The 15,611-nt window shown below is 72.1% G+C and carries 14 protein-coding genes; 6 read left to right on the forward strand and 8 right to left on the reverse strand.

Going from position 1 to position 15,611, the window contains the following annotated elements:
- Positions 1–109 precede the first annotated feature (109 nt).
- Positions 110–1,246 (reverse strand): molecular chaperone DnaJ, encoded by a 1,137-nt coding sequence (gene dnaJ / locus ACIRQY_RS28605; protein WP_351792925.1) that lies wholly within the window; start codon positions 1,244–1,246, stop codon positions 110–112.
- The gene (hrcA, locus tag ACIRQY_RS28610) at positions 1,246–2,265 is read right to left on the reverse strand and encodes a heat-inducible transcriptional repressor HrcA (protein WP_351792922.1); all 1,020 of its coding nucleotides are present in this window, start codon (positions 2,263–2,265) and stop codon (positions 1,246–1,248) included. Before hrcA ends, dnaJ begins: the two co-directional genes overlap by 1 nt.
- Positions 2,266–2,412: 147 nt before the next feature.
- Between hrcA and ACIRQY_RS28615 the strand changes: the two genes are divergently transcribed.
- A complete protein-coding gene (locus ACIRQY_RS28615; RefSeq protein ID WP_403930607.1) occupies positions 2,413–3,141 on the forward strand; it encodes an MBL fold metallo-hydrolase in 729 nt (242 codons plus the stop codon).
- 10 nt (positions 3,142–3,151) lie between these two features.
- Complete coding sequence (locus tag ACIRQY_RS28620) at positions 3,152–3,955, forward strand: DUF3097 domain-containing protein (RefSeq protein ID WP_403930609.1); 804 nt, start codon at positions 3,152–3,154, stop codon at positions 3,953–3,955.
- A 164-nt stretch (positions 3,956–4,119) separates the two neighbouring features.
- Here the strand turns inward: ACIRQY_RS28620 and hemW are convergent, their stop codons facing one another.
- From hemW to lepA, 3 genes are all read right to left on the reverse strand, one after another.
- The gene (hemW, locus tag ACIRQY_RS28625; protein ID WP_403930611.1) at positions 4,120–5,352 is read right to left on the reverse strand and encodes a radical SAM family heme chaperone HemW; all 1,233 of its coding nucleotides are present in this window, start codon (positions 5,350–5,352) and stop codon (positions 4,120–4,122) included.
- A 260-nt stretch (positions 5,353–5,612) separates the two neighbouring features.
- Positions 5,613–7,490: an AMP-dependent synthetase/ligase gene (locus tag ACIRQY_RS28630; protein ID WP_403930613.1), complete on the reverse strand. Its 1,878-nt coding sequence runs from the start codon at positions 7,488–7,490 to the stop codon at positions 5,613–5,615.
- Positions 7,491–7,687: 197 nt separating this feature from the next.
- Positions 7,688–9,553 (reverse strand): translation elongation factor 4, encoded by a 1,866-nt coding sequence (gene lepA / locus ACIRQY_RS28635; protein WP_403930615.1) that lies wholly within the window; start codon positions 9,551–9,553, stop codon positions 7,688–7,690.
- Positions 9,554–9,736: 183 nt separating this feature from the next.
- Between lepA and rpsT the strand changes: the two genes are divergently transcribed.
- The gene (gene rpsT / locus ACIRQY_RS28640) at positions 9,737–10,003 is read left to right on the forward strand and encodes a 30S ribosomal protein S20 (protein WP_351792905.1); all 267 of its coding nucleotides are present in this window, start codon (positions 9,737–9,739) and stop codon (positions 10,001–10,003) included.
- A 541-nt stretch (positions 10,004–10,544) separates the two neighbouring features.
- Here the strand turns inward: rpsT and holA are convergent.
- Entirely contained in the window at positions 10,545–11,537 is a 993-nt protein-coding gene (holA, locus tag ACIRQY_RS28645) for a DNA polymerase III subunit delta (protein WP_403930617.1), read from the reverse strand.
- Between the two features lie 33 nt (positions 11,538–11,570).
- On the opposite strand from holA, the gene ACIRQY_RS28650 reads away from it, so the two are divergent.
- Positions 11,571–11,831: a hypothetical protein gene (locus ACIRQY_RS28650; protein ID WP_384860157.1), complete on the forward strand. Its 261-nt coding sequence runs from the start codon at positions 11,571–11,573 to the stop codon at positions 11,829–11,831.
- 155 nt (positions 11,832–11,986) lie between these two features.
- Here ACIRQY_RS28650 and ACIRQY_RS28655 read toward each other — a convergent pair whose 3' ends face one another.
- Positions 11,987–12,559 (reverse strand): TetR/AcrR family transcriptional regulator, encoded by a 573-nt coding sequence (locus ACIRQY_RS28655; RefSeq protein WP_403930618.1) that lies wholly within the window; start codon positions 12,557–12,559, stop codon positions 11,987–11,989.
- Positions 12,560–12,622: 63 nt separating this feature from the next.
- On the opposite strand from ACIRQY_RS28655, the gene ACIRQY_RS28660 reads away from it, so the two are divergent.
- Both ACIRQY_RS28660 and ACIRQY_RS28665 read left to right on the forward strand, forming a co-directional pair.
- On the forward strand, positions 12,623–13,543 hold the full coding sequence (locus tag ACIRQY_RS28660) for an SDR family NAD(P)-dependent oxidoreductase (protein WP_403930620.1): 921 nt from the start codon (positions 12,623–12,625) through the stop codon (positions 13,541–13,543).
- A gap of 106 nt (positions 13,544–13,649) precedes the next feature.
- Positions 13,650–14,330, forward strand: a complete 681-nt coding sequence (locus ACIRQY_RS28665) for an NAD-dependent epimerase/dehydratase family protein (RefSeq protein ID WP_403930622.1) — start codon at positions 13,650–13,652, stop codon at positions 14,328–14,330.
- Between the two features lie 8 nt (positions 14,331–14,338).
- Here ACIRQY_RS28665 and ACIRQY_RS28670 read toward each other — a convergent pair whose 3' ends face one another.
- A complete protein-coding gene (locus ACIRQY_RS28670; protein ID WP_403930624.1) occupies positions 14,339–15,610 on the reverse strand; it encodes an MFS transporter in 1,272 nt (423 codons plus the stop codon).
- Position 15,611 lies beyond the last annotated feature (1 nt).

Below are 15,611 nucleotides of genomic sequence, written 5' to 3' on the forward strand. Positions count from 1 at the left end.
CGGGTTCATCGGATTCCCAGAAGTAGGAGCTGCCGTGGGGGGGGGGGGGGGGGGGCGCCCCCCCCCCCCCCCCCCCCCCCCCCCCCCCCCCCCGTCCGGGCCGGTATTCCTACCGGCCGTTGAACGCGTCCTTCAGGCGGGAGAACAGCCCCTGCTGCCCCGGCTGGAACTGGCCGGTCGGCCGCTCCTCGCCGCGCAGCTTGGCCAGCTCGCGCAGCAGCCGCTCCTGCTCGGCGTCCAGCTTGCCGGGGGTCTGCACCTCGACGTGCACGATGAGGTCACCGCGTCCGTTGCCGCGCAGATGGGTGATGCCGCGCCCGTGCAGCGGGACCGACTGACCGGACTGCGTACCGGGCCGGATGTCGATCTCCTCGATGCCGTCGAGGGTCTGCAGCGGCACCTTCGTGCCCAGCGCGCCCGCCGTCATCGGGATGGTGACCGTGCAGTGCAGGTCGTCGCCGCGCCGCTGGAAGGTCTCGTGCGGGGTCTCGTGGATCTCGACGTACAGGTCTCCGGCGGGGCCGCCGCCGGGGCCGACCTCGCCCTCGCCCGCCAGCTGGATCCGGGTGCCGTTGTCGACACCGGCCGGGATCTTCACGGTGAGGGTGCGGCGGGAGCGGACCCGGCCGTCGCCCGCGCACTCGGGGCACGGGGTCGGGACGACGGTGCCGAAGCCCTGGCACTGCGGGCAGGGGCGGGAGGTCATGACCTGGCCCAGGAAGGACCGGGTGACCTGGGAGACCTCGCCACGGCCGCGGCACATGTCGCAGGTCTGCGCGGAGGTGCCCGGTGCGGCGCCCTCTCCGGAGCAGGTCGTGCAGACGACCGCCGTGTCGACCTGGAGGTCCTTGGTGGTGCCGAAGGCCGCCTCGCTGAGGTCGATCTCCAGGCGGATCATGGCGTCCTGGCCGCGCCGGGTCCGCGAGCGCGGGCCGCGCTGCGAGGCGGTGCCGAAGAAGGCGTCCATGATGTCGGAGAAGTTGCCGAAGCCACCGGCACCGAAGCCGCCCGCGCCGCCTCCGCCGGAGGCCGACAGCGGGTCGCCGCCCAGGTCGTAGACCTGCTTCTTCTGCGGGTCCGAGAGGACCTCGTAGGCGGCGTTGATCTCCTTGAATCGTTCCTGCGTCTTCGGATCGGGATTGACGTCCGGGTGCAGCTCGCGGGCGAGCCTCCGGAAAGCCTTCTTGATCTCGTCCTGGGACGCGTCGCGGCGCACGCCGAGCACGGCGTAGTAGTCCGTGGCCACTACGACTCCGCCAGGATCTGTCCGACGTAACGTGCCACTGCGCGTACCGCTCCCATCGTTCCGGGGTAGTCCATGCGGGTCGGTCCGACCACGCCGAGTTTGGCGACTGCCTCGCCGCCCGAACCGTAGCCGACCGAGACGACGGACGTGGAACTCAGTCCCTCGTGGGCGTTCTCATGCCCGATACGTACGGTCATGCCCGATTCCTTGGCCTCGCCGAGCAGCTTGAGGAGCACGACCTGCTCCTCAAGGGCTTCGAGCACCGGCCTGATCATCACAGGAAAGTCGTGTCCGAAGCGGGTGAGATTGGCGGTTCCGCCGATCATCAGCCGCTCCTCGTGCTCCTCGACCAGGGTTTCGAGGAGGGTCGCGAGCACGGTCGAGACCGTCGCCCGGTCCTCGGCCTCCTCGAACGACTCGGGGAGGTCCTGCACCAGCTGCGGCACGTCGGCGAACCGGCGGCCGACGACCCGGCTGTTGAGCCGGGCCCGCAGATCGGCGAGCGCGGTCTCCCCGAAGGGCGCGGGGCAGTCGACGACCCGCTGCTCGACCCTGCCGGTGTCGGTGATGAGCACCAGCATCAGACGGGCGGCGGCCAGCGAGAGCAGCTCCACGTGCCGCACGGTCGAACGGGTCAGTGAGGGGTACTGGACCACGGCGACCTGACGGGTCAGCTGGGCGAGCAGCCGGACCGTGCGGCTGACGACGTCGTCCAGGTCGACCGCGCCGTCGAGGAAGTTGTGGATGGCCCGGCGCTCGGGCGTCGACAGCGGCTTCACCCCGGCGAGCCGGTCGACGAAGAGCCGGTAGCCCTTGTCCGTGGGGATGCGGCCCGCGCTGGTGTGGGGCTGCGCGATGTAGCCCTCGTCCTCCAGGACGGCCATGTCGTTGCGGACGGTGGCGGGCGAGACGCCCAGCCTGTGGCGCTCCGTGAGCGCCTTGGACCCGACGGGCTCCTCCGTCCCGACGTAGTCCTGGACGATGGCCCGCAGCACCTCGAGCCTGCGTTCGCTGAGCATCGTGCACACCTCCAGCTGCCGTCGTCGTTCCGGTTGCTCCGCTTTTGGCACTCGACCGGTCCGAGTGCCAGAGATCCCCGGCCAGTGTACGGCGGCGGGCGTCGCTCCTGGCAAGGAGGCGGCGCCCCCACCGGTTAGCGTCGCCGCATGGACGTCGAATGGGAAGCGTACGGATGGGAGCGTCTCGCGGACGGGGTGGGCCGCAGACGGCTCCCCGGCTGGGACGCCACGACCGGTCTCGTGCTGGGAGAACGGGCGGTGCTCCTGTACGACACGGGGTCCTCGCTCGCCGAGGGGGCCGAGCTGAGGGCGCAGGTCGCGGCCCTCACCGGCGGCCGGGGAGTGACGCACATCGCACTGGGCCACCCCCATTTCGATCATGCGTTCGGCACGGCGGTGTTCGCGGGCGCCGAGGTCTTCGGAGCGGTCGGCACCGACGAACTGCTCCGCCGCCCCCGGGAGCGGGAGGCCCTGCTCGCGGACGCGGTGCGGCACGGACTCGACCCGGTGGCCGCGGCGGAGGCGGCGGACGTCCTGGTGGCCCCCCGGCACGTGGTCTGCGGCGAGTGGACGCTCGACCTGGGCGGCCGCCGGGTCCTGCTGGCCAACGTGGGCCCCGGGCACACCGGCCACGATCTGGCGCTCCTGGTGCCCGGCGAGCGGGAGGTGGTGTTCTGCGGCGACCTGGTCGAGGAGTCGGGCGAGCCGCAGGCGGGTCCGGACGCGGTCCCGGCGCGCTGGCCGGACGCGCTGGACCGGCTGCTCGCCCTCGGCGGCGAGGACGCGGTGTACGTGCCGGGGCACGGGGCGGTGGTGGACGCCCCGTTCGTGCGACGCCAGCGCGAAGAACTGGCACGGCGGTTCTCCGTGGCCTAACGTCGCCCGAATGCGCAGCTACAACCCGGATCTGACGCCCCCTTGGAAGAGGTCGGCCCCCGTCCCCGAGGTCCCGGCCGACCCGGACCTCGTCGTCGAGGAGGTCACCACCGGCTTCTGCGGGGCGGTGATCCGCTGCGAGGCGGGCACGGTGACCCTGGAGGACCGCTTCGGCAAGCACCGGGTGTTCCCGCTCGACCCGCGCGGCTTCCTGCTGGAGGGCCGGGTGGTGACCCTGGTCCGCCCGGTCTCCGCGGCCCCGGCACGCCCCGCGCGGACGGCCTCCGGCTCGGTCGCCGTGCCGGGGGCGCGGGCCCGGGTGGCGCGGGCGGGCCGGATCTACGTGGAGGGCCGTCACGACGCCGAGCTGGTGGAGCGGGTCTGGGGCGACGACCTGCGGATCGAGGGCGTGGTCGTGGAGTACCTGGAGGGCGTCGACGACCTGCCGGCGATCGTGGCGGAGTTCGGCCCGGCCCCGGACGCCCGGCTGGGCGTCCTGGTCGACCACCTGGTCCCGGGCTCGAAGGAGTCGAGGATCGCGGCCCGGGTGACCTCTCCGGACGTCCTGGTCGTGGGCCACCCGTACATCGACGTCTGGGAGGCGGTGAAGCCGTCCTCCCTCGGCATCCCGGCCTGGCCGACGGTCCCACGCGGCCAGGACTGGAAGACGGGCGTCTGCCGGGCCCTGGGCTGGCCGGAGAACACGGGAGCGGCCTGGCAGCACATCCTGTCGCGGGTGACGAGCTACAAGGACCTGGAACCGGAGCTGCTGGGCTCGGTGGAACGACTGATCGACCACGTGACCGTGCCCTGAGATCCGGGGACTCCGGTCGGCCCGCCGTGACCCCCGGCGCCCGGCCCCTGACCCCATGCGGTGGAGGCGCTCCGTCCGCACGGTCCGCCCGGTTCGTCCGCACGGCCGAGCGGCTCCCCCTCCCCCGCGACGGCGGGCGTACGGCCGCCGGGCGTCGCCGTCGGTCAGTCCACCAGGTCCCGGACCACCGCGTCGGCGAGCAGCCGTCCCCGCAGGGTCAGGACGGCCCGCCCGTCCGCGTAGGGGCCGGGGTCGAGGAGCCCGTCCGCCAGGGCCTTCCGGGAGGCGGCGAGTCCGGCGGGCCTCAGCAGCTCCAGGGGGCAGCCCTCCCTGAGCCGCAGTTCGAGCAGGACCCGCTCCACCCGCCGGTCCTCGGCGGGGAGCAGCTCCCGGCCCGCCCCCGGCGACTTCCCGGCGGCGAGGGCCGCCGCGTACGTGCCCGGGTGCTTCACGTTCCACCAGCGGACCCCGCCCACGTGGCTGTGCGCGCCCGGTCCCGCGCCCCACCAGTCGGCGCCCCGCCAGTACAGCTCGTTGTGGAGGCAGCGCCCGGCCTCCGAGGTGGCCCAGTTGGAGACCTCGTACCACTCGAACCCGGCCCGGGAGAGGACGTCCTCGGCGATCAGGTACCGGTCGGCGTGGACGTCGTCGTCGGTCATGGGGACCTCGCCGCGCCGGATGCGCCGGGCGAGCTGTGTGCCCTCCTCGACGATCAGGGCGTAGGCGCTGACGTGGTCGGGGCCCGCGCCGATGGCCGCCTCCAGGGAGGCCCGCCAGTCGTCGTCGGACTCGCCGGGCGTGCCGTAGATCAGGTCCAGGTTGACGTGGTCGAACCCGGCGGCGCGCGCCTCGGCGACACAGGCCTCGGGCCGGCCCGGTGTGTGGGTGCGGTCGAGGATCTTCAGGACGTGCTGCCGGGCGCTCTGCATCCCGAAGGAGATGCGGTTGAAGCCGCCCGCCCGCAGTTCCGCGAGGTAGTCGGGGCCGACGGACTCCGGGTTGGCCTCGGTGGTGACCTCGGCGTCGTCGGCGAGCCCGAACTCCTCCCTGACCGCCGCCAGCATCCGGACGAGGTCCCCGGCGGCGAGCAGGGTGGGCGTGCCGCCGCCGACGAACACGGTCCGCACCGGACGGGGGTCGTCGCCGAGCACCTTCCGGGCGAGCCGGATCTCCTCGACGACCTGCTCGGCGTAGTTGTCGCGGGAGGCGAGCACGCCTCCGGTGCCGCGCAGCTCGCTCGCCGTGTAGGTGTTGAAGTCGCAGTAGCCGCAGCGGGTCGCGCAGTAGGGCACGTGCAGATAGAAACCGAGCGGCCGTTCCCCGGCCCCTTCGAGGGCGTGCGGGGGCAGCGACCCGTCGTCGGGAACGGTCTCACCATCGGGCAGTACGGAAGGCATGGCCCCATTGTCCCGTACCGCCCGGAGTCGGCGCCCGCCCCTGTGGACGGGCGGGCGCCTGTGGACAACCCGGTCACCCCTGGGTGCGGCCGACCACGGCCGGGGGCCCGGGGCATCGCCCCAGGACCCAGGACCCAGGACCCAGGACCCAGGACCCGCAAGAGAAGACCTGCGAGCCCCCCGGGAAACCCAGGAGCCGCCCGGGGCGACCGTCCGGCGCGTTCCCCGGCCGGACGGGGCCCGTCCCCGGGCCCGTCCGGTCAGGACTCCCGGGAGCCCTCGTACATCTCCTCGATGAGCGTCCTGTACTCGCGCTCCACCACCGGCCGCTTCAGCTTCAGGGAGGGGGTGAGCTCGCCGTGCTCGATGTCGAGGTCGCGCGGCAGCAGCCGGAACTTCTTGATCGTCTGCCAGCGCTGGAGGCCCTCGTTGAGGCGGTCGACGTAGCCCTGGACCATCCTCACCGTCTGCGGCGCGGCGACGATCTCGGCGTACGTGCGGCCCGCGAGGTCGTGCTCGGCGGCCCAGCCGAGGAGGGTGGGCTCGTCGAGGGAGATCAGCGCGGTGCAGAAGTTCCGGTCGGCGCCGTGCACCAGGATGTTGGAGACGAACGGGCAGACGGCCTTGAACTGGCCCTCGACCTCGGCCGGCGCGATGTACTTGCCGCCGGACGTCTTGATCAGGTCCTTCTTGCGGTCGGTGATCCGCAGATAGCCGTCGGCGGACAGCTCGCCGATGTCGCCGGTGTGGAACCAGCCGTCGGACTCCAGGACCTCGGCCGTCTTCTCGGGCAGCCCGTGGTAGCCCTCCATGATGCCGGGGCCGCGCAGCAGGATCTCGCCGTCGTCGGCGACGCGGACCTCGGTGCCGGGGAGCGGCTTGCCGACGGTGCCGGTGCGGTAGGCCTCGCCCGGGTTCACGAAGGAGGCCGCGGAGGACTCCGTCAGGCCGTACCCCTCCAGGATGTGGATGCCCGCACCGGCGAAGAAGTAGCCGATGTCGGGGGCGAGGGCGGCGGAGCCGGAGATGCAGGCGCGCAGGTTGCCGCCGAAGGCCGCGCGGATCTTGGCGTAGACGAGGGCGTCGGCGATCTTGTGCTGGGCGGTGAGGCCGAAGGGCGCGGCGGCGGTGCCGGTGCGGCGGAAGCTGTCCTGGGAGGACTTGGCGTACGCGCGGGCGATCCCGGCGGCCCACTGGAAGATCTTGTACTTGGCGCCGCCTCCGGCGCGGGCCTTGGCGGCGACGCCGTTGTAGACCTTCTCGAAGATGCGGGGGACGGCGGCCATGTAGGTCGGCCGGACGACCGGAAGGTTCTCGATGATCTTGTCGACGCGGCCGTCGACGGCGGTCACGTGCCCGACCTCGATCTGGCCGGAGGTGAGGACCTTGCCGAAGACGTGCGCCAGCGGCAGCCACAGGTACTGGACGTCGGCCTGGGTGACGAGGCCGGTGGCGGCGATGGCCTTGGCCATGTACGACCAGTTGTCGTGCGGGAGGCGGACGCCCTTGGGACGGCCCGTGGTGCCGGAGGTGTAGATGAGGGTGGCGAGCTGGGTGGCGGTGATCGCCCCGACCCGCTCCTTGACGGCCTCGGGGTGCTTCTCCAGGTGGGCCCGGCCGCGCGCCTCCAGATCGGCGAGGCTGAGGACCCATTCGCCGTCGCCCTCCACGCCGGTGGCGTCGATGACGACCACATGGCGCAGGTGCGGCAGTTCGGCGCGGCGCTCCACGGCCTTGGCGAGCTGGGCCGCGTCCTCGGCGATCAGCACCCGGGACTCGGAGTCGGAGAGGATGAACGCCGACTCCTCGGCGTTGGTCTGCGGGTAGACCGTGGTGGTCGCGGCGCCCGCGCACATCACTCCGAGGTCGGCGAGGATCCATTCGACGCGGGTGGAGGAGGCGAGGGCGACCCGCTCCTCGGGCCGTACGCCGAGGTCGACGAGGCCGGCGGCGATGGCGAAGACCCGGTCGGCGGCCTGGCCCCAGCTGAGCGACTTCCAGTCGTCCGGGCCGGTTCCGGAGGCGGCGGGCACCGGGTAGCGGTAGGCCTCCGCGTCCGGAGTCCGCTCGACGCGCTCAAGGAAGAGGGTCGCCACGGAGGGCGGTCGGTTCTCGATCTGGGTCTGTGTGTCGCTCACGACGTCCTCCGGGCGGCGGCGGTGCCTTCTGGCGGTTCGTAAAAAACTGGCGAGTAACCTTCGAGCCGGGATCAGACTAAAGGCCCGGGGACCGGCGCGTAAGGCCTTGCAGGGCGTCGCTTGATAACGAACGGGCCCACGCGCACCCGGCACGTGGACCCGTTCATTGCATCATGCAGCTACTTCTGGCGGTCCGGCTACTTCTTCTTGCCGGAGGACTCGTCGCTCGACAGGACGGCAATGAACGCCTCCTGCGGCACCTCCACCGAGCCGACCATCTTCATGCGCTTCTTGCCCTCCTTCTGCTTCTCCAGCAGCTTCCGCTTGCGGGAGATGTCACCGCCGTAGCACTTGGCGAGGACGTCCTTCCGGATGGCGCGGATGGTCTCGCGGGCGATCACCCGGGAGCCGATGGCCGCCTGGATCGGCACCTCGAACGCCTGGCGCGGGATGAGCTCGCGCAGCTTGGCGACCAGCCGCACGCCGTAGGCGTAGGCGGCGTCCTTGTGCGTGACGGCCGAGAAGGCGTCGACCTTGTCGCCGTGCAGCAGGATGTCGACCTTGACCAGGCTGGACGCCTGCTCGCCGGTGGGCTCGTAGTCGAGGGAGGCGTAACCGCGCGTCTTGGACTTCAGCTGGTCGAAGAAGTCGAAGACGATCTCCGCGAGGGGCAGGGTGTAGCGGATCTCGACCCGGTCCTCGGAGAGGTAGTCCATCCCGATGAGCGTGCCCCGGCGGGTCTGGCACAGCTCCATGATGGCGCCGATGAACTCGCTGGGGGCGAGGATCGTGGCGCGTACGACGGGCTCGTACACGTCGTCGATCTTGCCCTCGGGGAACTCGCTCGGGTTGGTGACCGTGTGCTCGCTGCCGTCCTCCATGACCACGCGGTAGACCACGTTGGGGGCGGTGGCGATCAGGTCGAGGCCGAACTCGCGCTCCAGTCGCTCGCGGATCACGTCCAGGTGGAGCAGACCGAGGAAGCCGACGCGGAAGCCGAAGCCGAGCGCGGCGGAGGTCTCCGGCTCGTAGACCAGGGCGGCGTCGTTGAGCTGGAGCTTGTCGAGGGCCTCGCGGAGGTCCGGGTACTCCGAGCCGTCCAGCGGGTAGAGCCCCGAGAAGACCATCGGCTTCGGGTCCTTGTAGCCGCCCAGCGCGTCGGTGGCGCCCTTGTGCAGGGAGGTGATCGTGTCACCGACCTTGGACTGGCGGACGTCCTTCACACCGGTGATGAGGTAGCCCACCTCACCGACGCCGAGACCGTCGGAGGCGGTCATCTCGGGCGAGGAGACACCGATCTCCAGCAGCTCGTGACTGGCGCCGGTCGACATCATCTTGATGCGCTCGCGCTTGTTCAGCTGCCCGTCGACCACTCGTACGTACGTCACGACACCGCGGTACGAGTCGTAGACCGAGTCGAAGATCATCGCGCGGGCGGGGGCGTCCGCGACGCCCACCGGGGCGGGGATGTCGCGGACCACCCGGTCCAGCAGCGCCTCGACGCCCACGCCGGTCTTCGCGGAGACCTTGAGGACGTCCTCCGGCTGGCAGCCGATGAGGTTCGCCAGCTCCTCGGCGAACTTCTCCGGCTGGGCGGCGGGCAGGTCGATCTTGTTCAGGACCGGGACGATGGTGAGGTCGTTCTCCATCGCCAGGTACAGGTTGGCCAGCGTCTGCGCCTCGATGCCCTGCGCCGCGTCGACCAGCAGGACCGTGCCCTCGCAGGCGGCGAGCGAACGCGAGACCTCGTACGTGAAGTCGACGTGCCCCGGGGTGTCGATCATGTTCAGGATGTGCGTCCTGCCCTCACCCTGTCCGTCGGTCGGCGCCCACGGCAGCCGGACCGCCTGGGACTTGATCGTGATGCCGCGCTCCCGCTCGATGTCCATGCGGTCGAGGTACTGGGCACGCATCTGCCGCTGGTCGACCACACCGGTCAGCTGGAGCATCCGGTCGGCGAGCGTGGACTTGCCGTGGTCGATGTGCGCGATGATGCAGAAGTTGCGGATCAGAGCCGGGTCGGTACGGCTCGGCTCGGGCACGTGGGTAGGAGTCGCGGGCACGCAGGGTCTCGTCTCGGGGCGATGTCGGATCGATACGTAGGTTCCATGGTCCCATGCCCGCCGCCCGACGCCCGGTTTGGGCGGCCGAGGGGGGCGCTGATACTGTGGACAGCTGTGTCTCGTATGCCCTCTCAGCTGCGAGGCCCATCCAGAAGGAACACCGAACCTGTAAAGGCTCTTTTCGTGGCGAACATCAAGTCCCAGATCAAGCGGAACAAGACGAACGAGAAGGCGCGCCTGCGCAACAAGGCCGTCAAGTCCTCGCTCAAGACCGCGATCCGCAAGGCCCGCGAGGCCGTCGCCGCCGGCGACTTCGAGAAGGCCACCGTTGCCTCTCGTGCCGCCGCGCGTCAGCTCGACAAGGCTGTCTCGAAGGGCGTCATCCACAAGAACGCCGCCGCCAACAAGAAGTCGGCGCTGGCCACCAAGGTTGCCGCTCTCCAGGGCTGAGCTCTGATGTGATCGGCCGTACGGGACCCAGCGGGCCCTCTCTCCCGCTCCCGCCCGGCCACCCAGGACTCGCACGCGGACGCGTTCGCCACGCGGGTGCGAGCCCATCGTCTTCACCCGAGGCCCCGCTCCTCCCCTTCCCCGGGGGAGAGCGGGGCCTTCGGCATGGGGGGGTGACAGGGCCTTTCCGCAGGTTCTACGGGTCCCGGGCAGCGCGCCGGACGGGCCGAGGGGCGCAGACGGACCCGGGCCCCCTCGCACAGGGCTTCGGCCGGGGCGTGCAGGGCTCAGAGGTACGGGATCTCCGGCATCGGGAGGCGTACGGCTCGGCACGCGGGGCTCGGTGCACGGGTAGGGCCCGGCGCGTGAGGTTCGCCGCGCGCGGCGCCCAGCGGCCCGGCTTACGCGGCTCAGCGCCCACGCTGCTCGGCGGGGGGCTCCAGCGAGTGCCGTCATGCCCGTAGGCCCGAGGCTGCCGCCCCAGAGGTTTCCGGGCCGACCGCCGAGGTTTCAGAGCCGACCGCGCGCGGGCGCGGGCCAGCTACTCCCCGCGCCGCATCCTCGCCGCGCGGGCCACCGCGACCACCGCCTTCTCCAGGGCGTACTCCGGGTCGTCCCCACCACCCTTCACCCCGGCGTCCGCCTCGGCGACCGCCCGCAGCGCGACGGACACCCCGTCCGGGGTCCAGCCCCGCATCTGCTGACGCACCCGGTCGATCTTCCACGGCGGCATTCCCAGCTCGCGGGCCAGGTCAGCGGGCCGTCCGCCCCGGGCCGACGACAGCTTGCCGATCGCCCGGACGCCCTGGGCGAGCGCGCTGGTGATGAGGACCGGGGCGACCCCGGTCGAGAGGGACCAGCGCAGGGCCTCCAGCGCCTCCGCCGCCCGCCCCTCGACGGCGCGGTCCGCGACGTTGAAGGAGGAGGCCTCGGCCCGTCCGGTGTAGTAGCGGCCGACGACCGCCTCGTCGATCGTGCCGTCCACATCGGCCGTGAGCTGCGCGGCGGCGGCCGCGAGCTCCCGCAGGTCGCTGCCGATCGCGTCCACGAGCGTCTGGCACGCCTCCGGTGTCGCCGACCGTCCGAGGGCCCGGAACTCCTGCCGGACGAAGGTCAGCCGCTCCGCGGGCTTCGTCGTCTTCGGGCAGGCCACCTCCCGCGCGCCCGCCTTCCGCGCGGCGTCGAGCAGGCCCTTGCCCTTGGCCCCGCCCGCGTGGAGCAGGACCAGCGAGATGTCCTCGACCGGGTCGCCGAAGTACGCCTTGACGTCCTTGACCGTGTCGGCGGAGAGGTCCTGTGCGTTCCGCACGACCAGGACCTTGCGCTCGGCGAAGAGCGAGGGACTGGTCAGCTCGGCCAACGTCCCGGGCTGGAGCTGGTCGGACATGAGGTCGCGGACGTCGGTGTCGGCGTCGGCGGCGCGGGCGGCCGCCACCACCGCCTGCACGACACGGTCGAGGAGCAGGTCCTCCTGCCCCACGGCGAGCGTCACGGGGCCGAGGAGGTCGTCGGGAGAAGTCTTTCTGGTGGCCATCGCGTTCCAGCATCCCACGGGCCACTGACAGCGATGCCCGAGAATGGCCGGGTGAGCGAACGACACGTACTGGTACTGCCCGACCGCGACGCCGCCGAGGAGGTCGCGGGCGAACTCCCCGACCGTTTCGGCCTGGCCGAGGAACCCCAGCTCGTACGGGACGCCCTGGCGGGCGAGGACGACGCCGAGGACGCCCAGTGGCTGGTGGTCGTCGAGGACCCGGAGGGCAGGCTCGACCCGGCCGCGCTGGACGGTCTCGCCGCCGAGTACGAGGGGTGGCTGGAGGCCCCGTAGGGGTTGGCCGTCGGGGTCGCATGGCCCGTGGGGGTCATGTGGCCCGTGGGACGTCCGGGGCCCCCGGAGAGAGATCGGCCGGGGCCGTAAGGGGGCGGGCCGGGGGCCGGAGCGAGGAGCGGGCCCCCGGCGCCGGGACGCGTGGGCCCGTGGCCTCAGTCCGCGCGCGAGCCGCGCAGGAGGCGTCGGACCAGGTCGACCGCGAGGTCCTCGACGGAGTGGGCGGGGGGCAGGGCGCCGCTCCCGGCGAGGACGGCGATGCCGTGGAGCCCGGCGAGCAGGACCACTCCGAAGCGCTCCGGGTCGCCGAGCGACGCATCGCCCCCGGCGAAGAGGCCGAGCAGGAGGCCCGCACAGGCGTCGGAGGCGGCGCGCACCTCGGGGGCCCGCTCGTCGTGCTTGCGCGCGTACATCACCTCCAGCAGGGCCGGGTGCGCGGTCGCGAAGCGGACGTAGGCCAGGGCCGTGTCGGTGAGCCGCTCCTCGAAGCCCCGGCCGTCGTCGGACACCGCACCACGCAGCCGGTCGCCCAGGCGGCCGAAGCCCTCGACGGCCAGGGCGTCGAGCAGGGCCTGGCGGTCCGGGAAGTGCCGGGCGGGGGCCGCGTGCGAGACACCGAGGTCACGGGCGAGCGAACGCAGGGAGAGGGCATCGACGCCGCTGTCCGCGAGGACGGTCTCGGCTCGGGCCAGCAGTTCGGTCCGCAGATTTCCGTGGTGGTACGCCATGGCGGCATCCTACCCCCGCATGTTGTCGTTGACATCATTGTTGTCGATGCCTACATTGGATCCATGAGCAGGCACCCCTGGACCACCGCAGACATTCCCGACCAGACCGGACGCACCGCCGTCGTCACCGGCGCCAACACCGGCCTCGGCTTCCAGACGGCGGCGGCGCTGGCCGCGAAGGGCGCGCACGTCGTCCTCGCCGTACGGAACACCGACAAGGGCCGCACGGCCGCCGAACGGATCACCGCGCTGTCCCCGGGCGCCGCCGTCACCGTCCAGAACCTCGACCTGAGTTCCCTCGCATCGGTCCGCGCCGCCGCCCGGCAGCTGCGCGACGACTTCCCGCGCATCGATCTGCTGATCAACAACGCCGGGGTGATGTGGACTCCCCGATCGACGACGGCGGACGGCCACGAGCTGCAGTTCGGCACCAACCACCTCGGCCACTTCGCGCTCACCGGACTGCTCCTCGACCGCCTGCTGCCCGTCCCCGGGTCCCGGGTGATCACCGTCAGCAGCGGCGCCCACCGGCTGGGCGCCTCCATCGACTTCGACGACCTGAACTCCGAGCGCCGCTACGGCCCGGCGCGCGCCTACGGGCAGTCCAAGCTGGCGAACCTGCTGTTCGCCTACGAGCTGCAGCGCCGTCTGGCCGACCGGGGGGCCACCGTCTCGCTCGCGGCCCATCCCGGCGGAGCCGCCACCGACCTGAGCCGCGACTTCAGCCCGCCCGTACGGCTCCTGTTCGACAAGGTCCTCGTGCCGTTGTTCGCCCAGGGTCCGGAGTACGGGGCCCTGCCGTCCCTGCGCGCCGCCACCGATCCCCGGGCGACCGGCGGCCAGTACTACGGGCCGGACGGCATCACCGGTATGCGCGGGCACCCCCGGCCCGTGACGTCCAGCGCCAGGTCTCACGACCGGACGGTCCAGCGCCGGCTCTGGACCGTCTCCGAGGAACTGACCGGCGTCACCTACCCCGTATGACCCGTCCCGGCATCCCTCCACACGCCACCTCGTACTCCGCCCCGGGCGCACCGGCCGCCGGTCGTGGCCGACGTGCCGCCCCACCCGCCCAGCGAAGGACCAGCGAATGAGAGTGCTCCTCTTCGGCGCGACCGGCATGGTCGGCCGGGGCGTCCTGCGCGAATGCCTCCGCTCCCCGGAGATCAGCCGGGTCCTGGTGGTCGGGCGCACCCCGACCGGGCTCGCGCACCCCAAGCTCAGGGAGCTCACCCACCCCGACCTCGCGGAGCTGATGAACCGCCCCGGCATCGAGGACGAGCTGTCCGGGTACGACGCCTGCTTCTACTGCCTCGGGGTCTCCTCCGCCGGGCTGAACCCGGAGACGTACCAGCGGATCACCCACGACCTCACCCTGACCGTGGCCCGCGTCCTGGCCGACGCGAGCCCCGGCCTCACCTTCGTGTACGTCTCGGGGCAGGGCACGGACACCAGCGAACGGGGCAGGAGCAGATGGGCCCGTGTGAAGGGGAGGACGGAGAACGATCTCCTCGCCCTGCCCCTGTCCACCTACCTCTTCCGCCCCGGATACATCCAGCCTCTGCACGGCATCACGTCCAGGACCTTCCTCTACCGAGCCCTGTACGCCGTCACCACTCCCCTCTTCCCGCTGATCAGACGGCTGGCACCGGACCAGGTGACCACCACCGAGGCCATCGGCCGGGCGATGGTCTCGGTCGCCGCCACCGGCGCCCCGGGGCCGTACCTCGACAACCGGTCGATCAACGGGGCCGCGGCCCGGAGCCGTTGACGGACGGTTCAGGCCGCCTTCCGGGCGGGCACCGCCTCCTCCTCCCTGGTGGGCAGCTCCCTCATCCGGGGCAGCGGGGAGGGCAGCAGCCACAGCACGGCGAAGACGGCGCCGACGGTGGCGATCCACAGGGTCGGACGCAGCCCGATCGCGGTCCCGAGCAGTCCGCCGACGAGCGCACCGAGCGGCCGGAAACCATGGTTGAGCGTCCGGAAGGCGCCCATGACCCGGGCCCGCACCGCGTCGGGTATCAGAGCCATCTGGAACGAGCCCGCGGCGACGTCCACGACCATCACCCCGACGCAGGAGAGGAACTCCGCCAGGAACAGCACGCTCACCAGCACCGGCAACGGACCGCCCGCCAGCGGCACCAGGAGCAGCGGAAGCGTGAAGCCGAGGAAGCCCGCGACGAGCGTCCCGCCGATGCCGAGCCGCCGTACGACCGCCCCGCTGCACACCGCGCCGAGGAGTCCGCCCACGGCGCCGGTGGCGAGCACCAGACCGAGCATCCCGGCCCCGAGGCCGAGTTCGACGGTCACGTAGAGCACGAAGAGCGTGTGGAACATGTAGTTGAAGAACTGGACCGTGCCCGACGCGGCGAACAGGGCCCGCATCGAAGGCTCCCGGACCACCCACCGCAGCCCTTCGGTGAAGTGCCCCTTGGCGACGGGTGCGGGCGGCGGCTCGACCGCCTTGATCCGCGCCAGGTATCCGGCCGACACCAGATACGTGACGGCGTCCGCGACCAGGGCGAAGGGGGCGGTGAGGAACTGCACCAGGAGCCCGCCGACCCCGGGCCCGGCCAGCCAGGCCGTCGAACGACTGCCGTTCACCAGCGAGTTCGCCTGTACGTACCGCTCGGGGGGTACGAGCGCCACGAAGAGCGTGGTGTTGCAGACCTCGAAGAGCACGGTGAGCGCCCCGACGCCGAACGCCACCACGTACAGCTGGGTCAGCGTCAGCGCGTCCAGCGCGTAGGCCACCGGCAGGGACAGCACCAGCGCCGCCCGCCCGATGTCGGTCGCCACCATGACCCGCCGACGGCTGGTCCGCCGGTCGACCCAGGCCCCGAAGGGCAGGTTGAGCAGGAGGGCGGGCAGGAGCTCGACGGTCTTGAGCCAGCCCATCGCCGCGGCGTCCGCGCCCAGGACGAGGACGGCGGCGAGCGGGATCGCCATGAGCGATATCTGGTCCCCCGCGAGGGACACGGTCTGTCCGGTCCAGTAGCGCCGGAAGGTGCGTTCGCGCAGCAGCGGCGGCACCCGGTCCTTCAGGGCCATG

Source organism: Streptomyces sp. NPDC101490, assembly GCF_044767145.1.
Classification (GTDB): Bacteria; Actinomycetota; Actinomycetes; order Streptomycetales; family Streptomycetaceae; genus Streptomyces.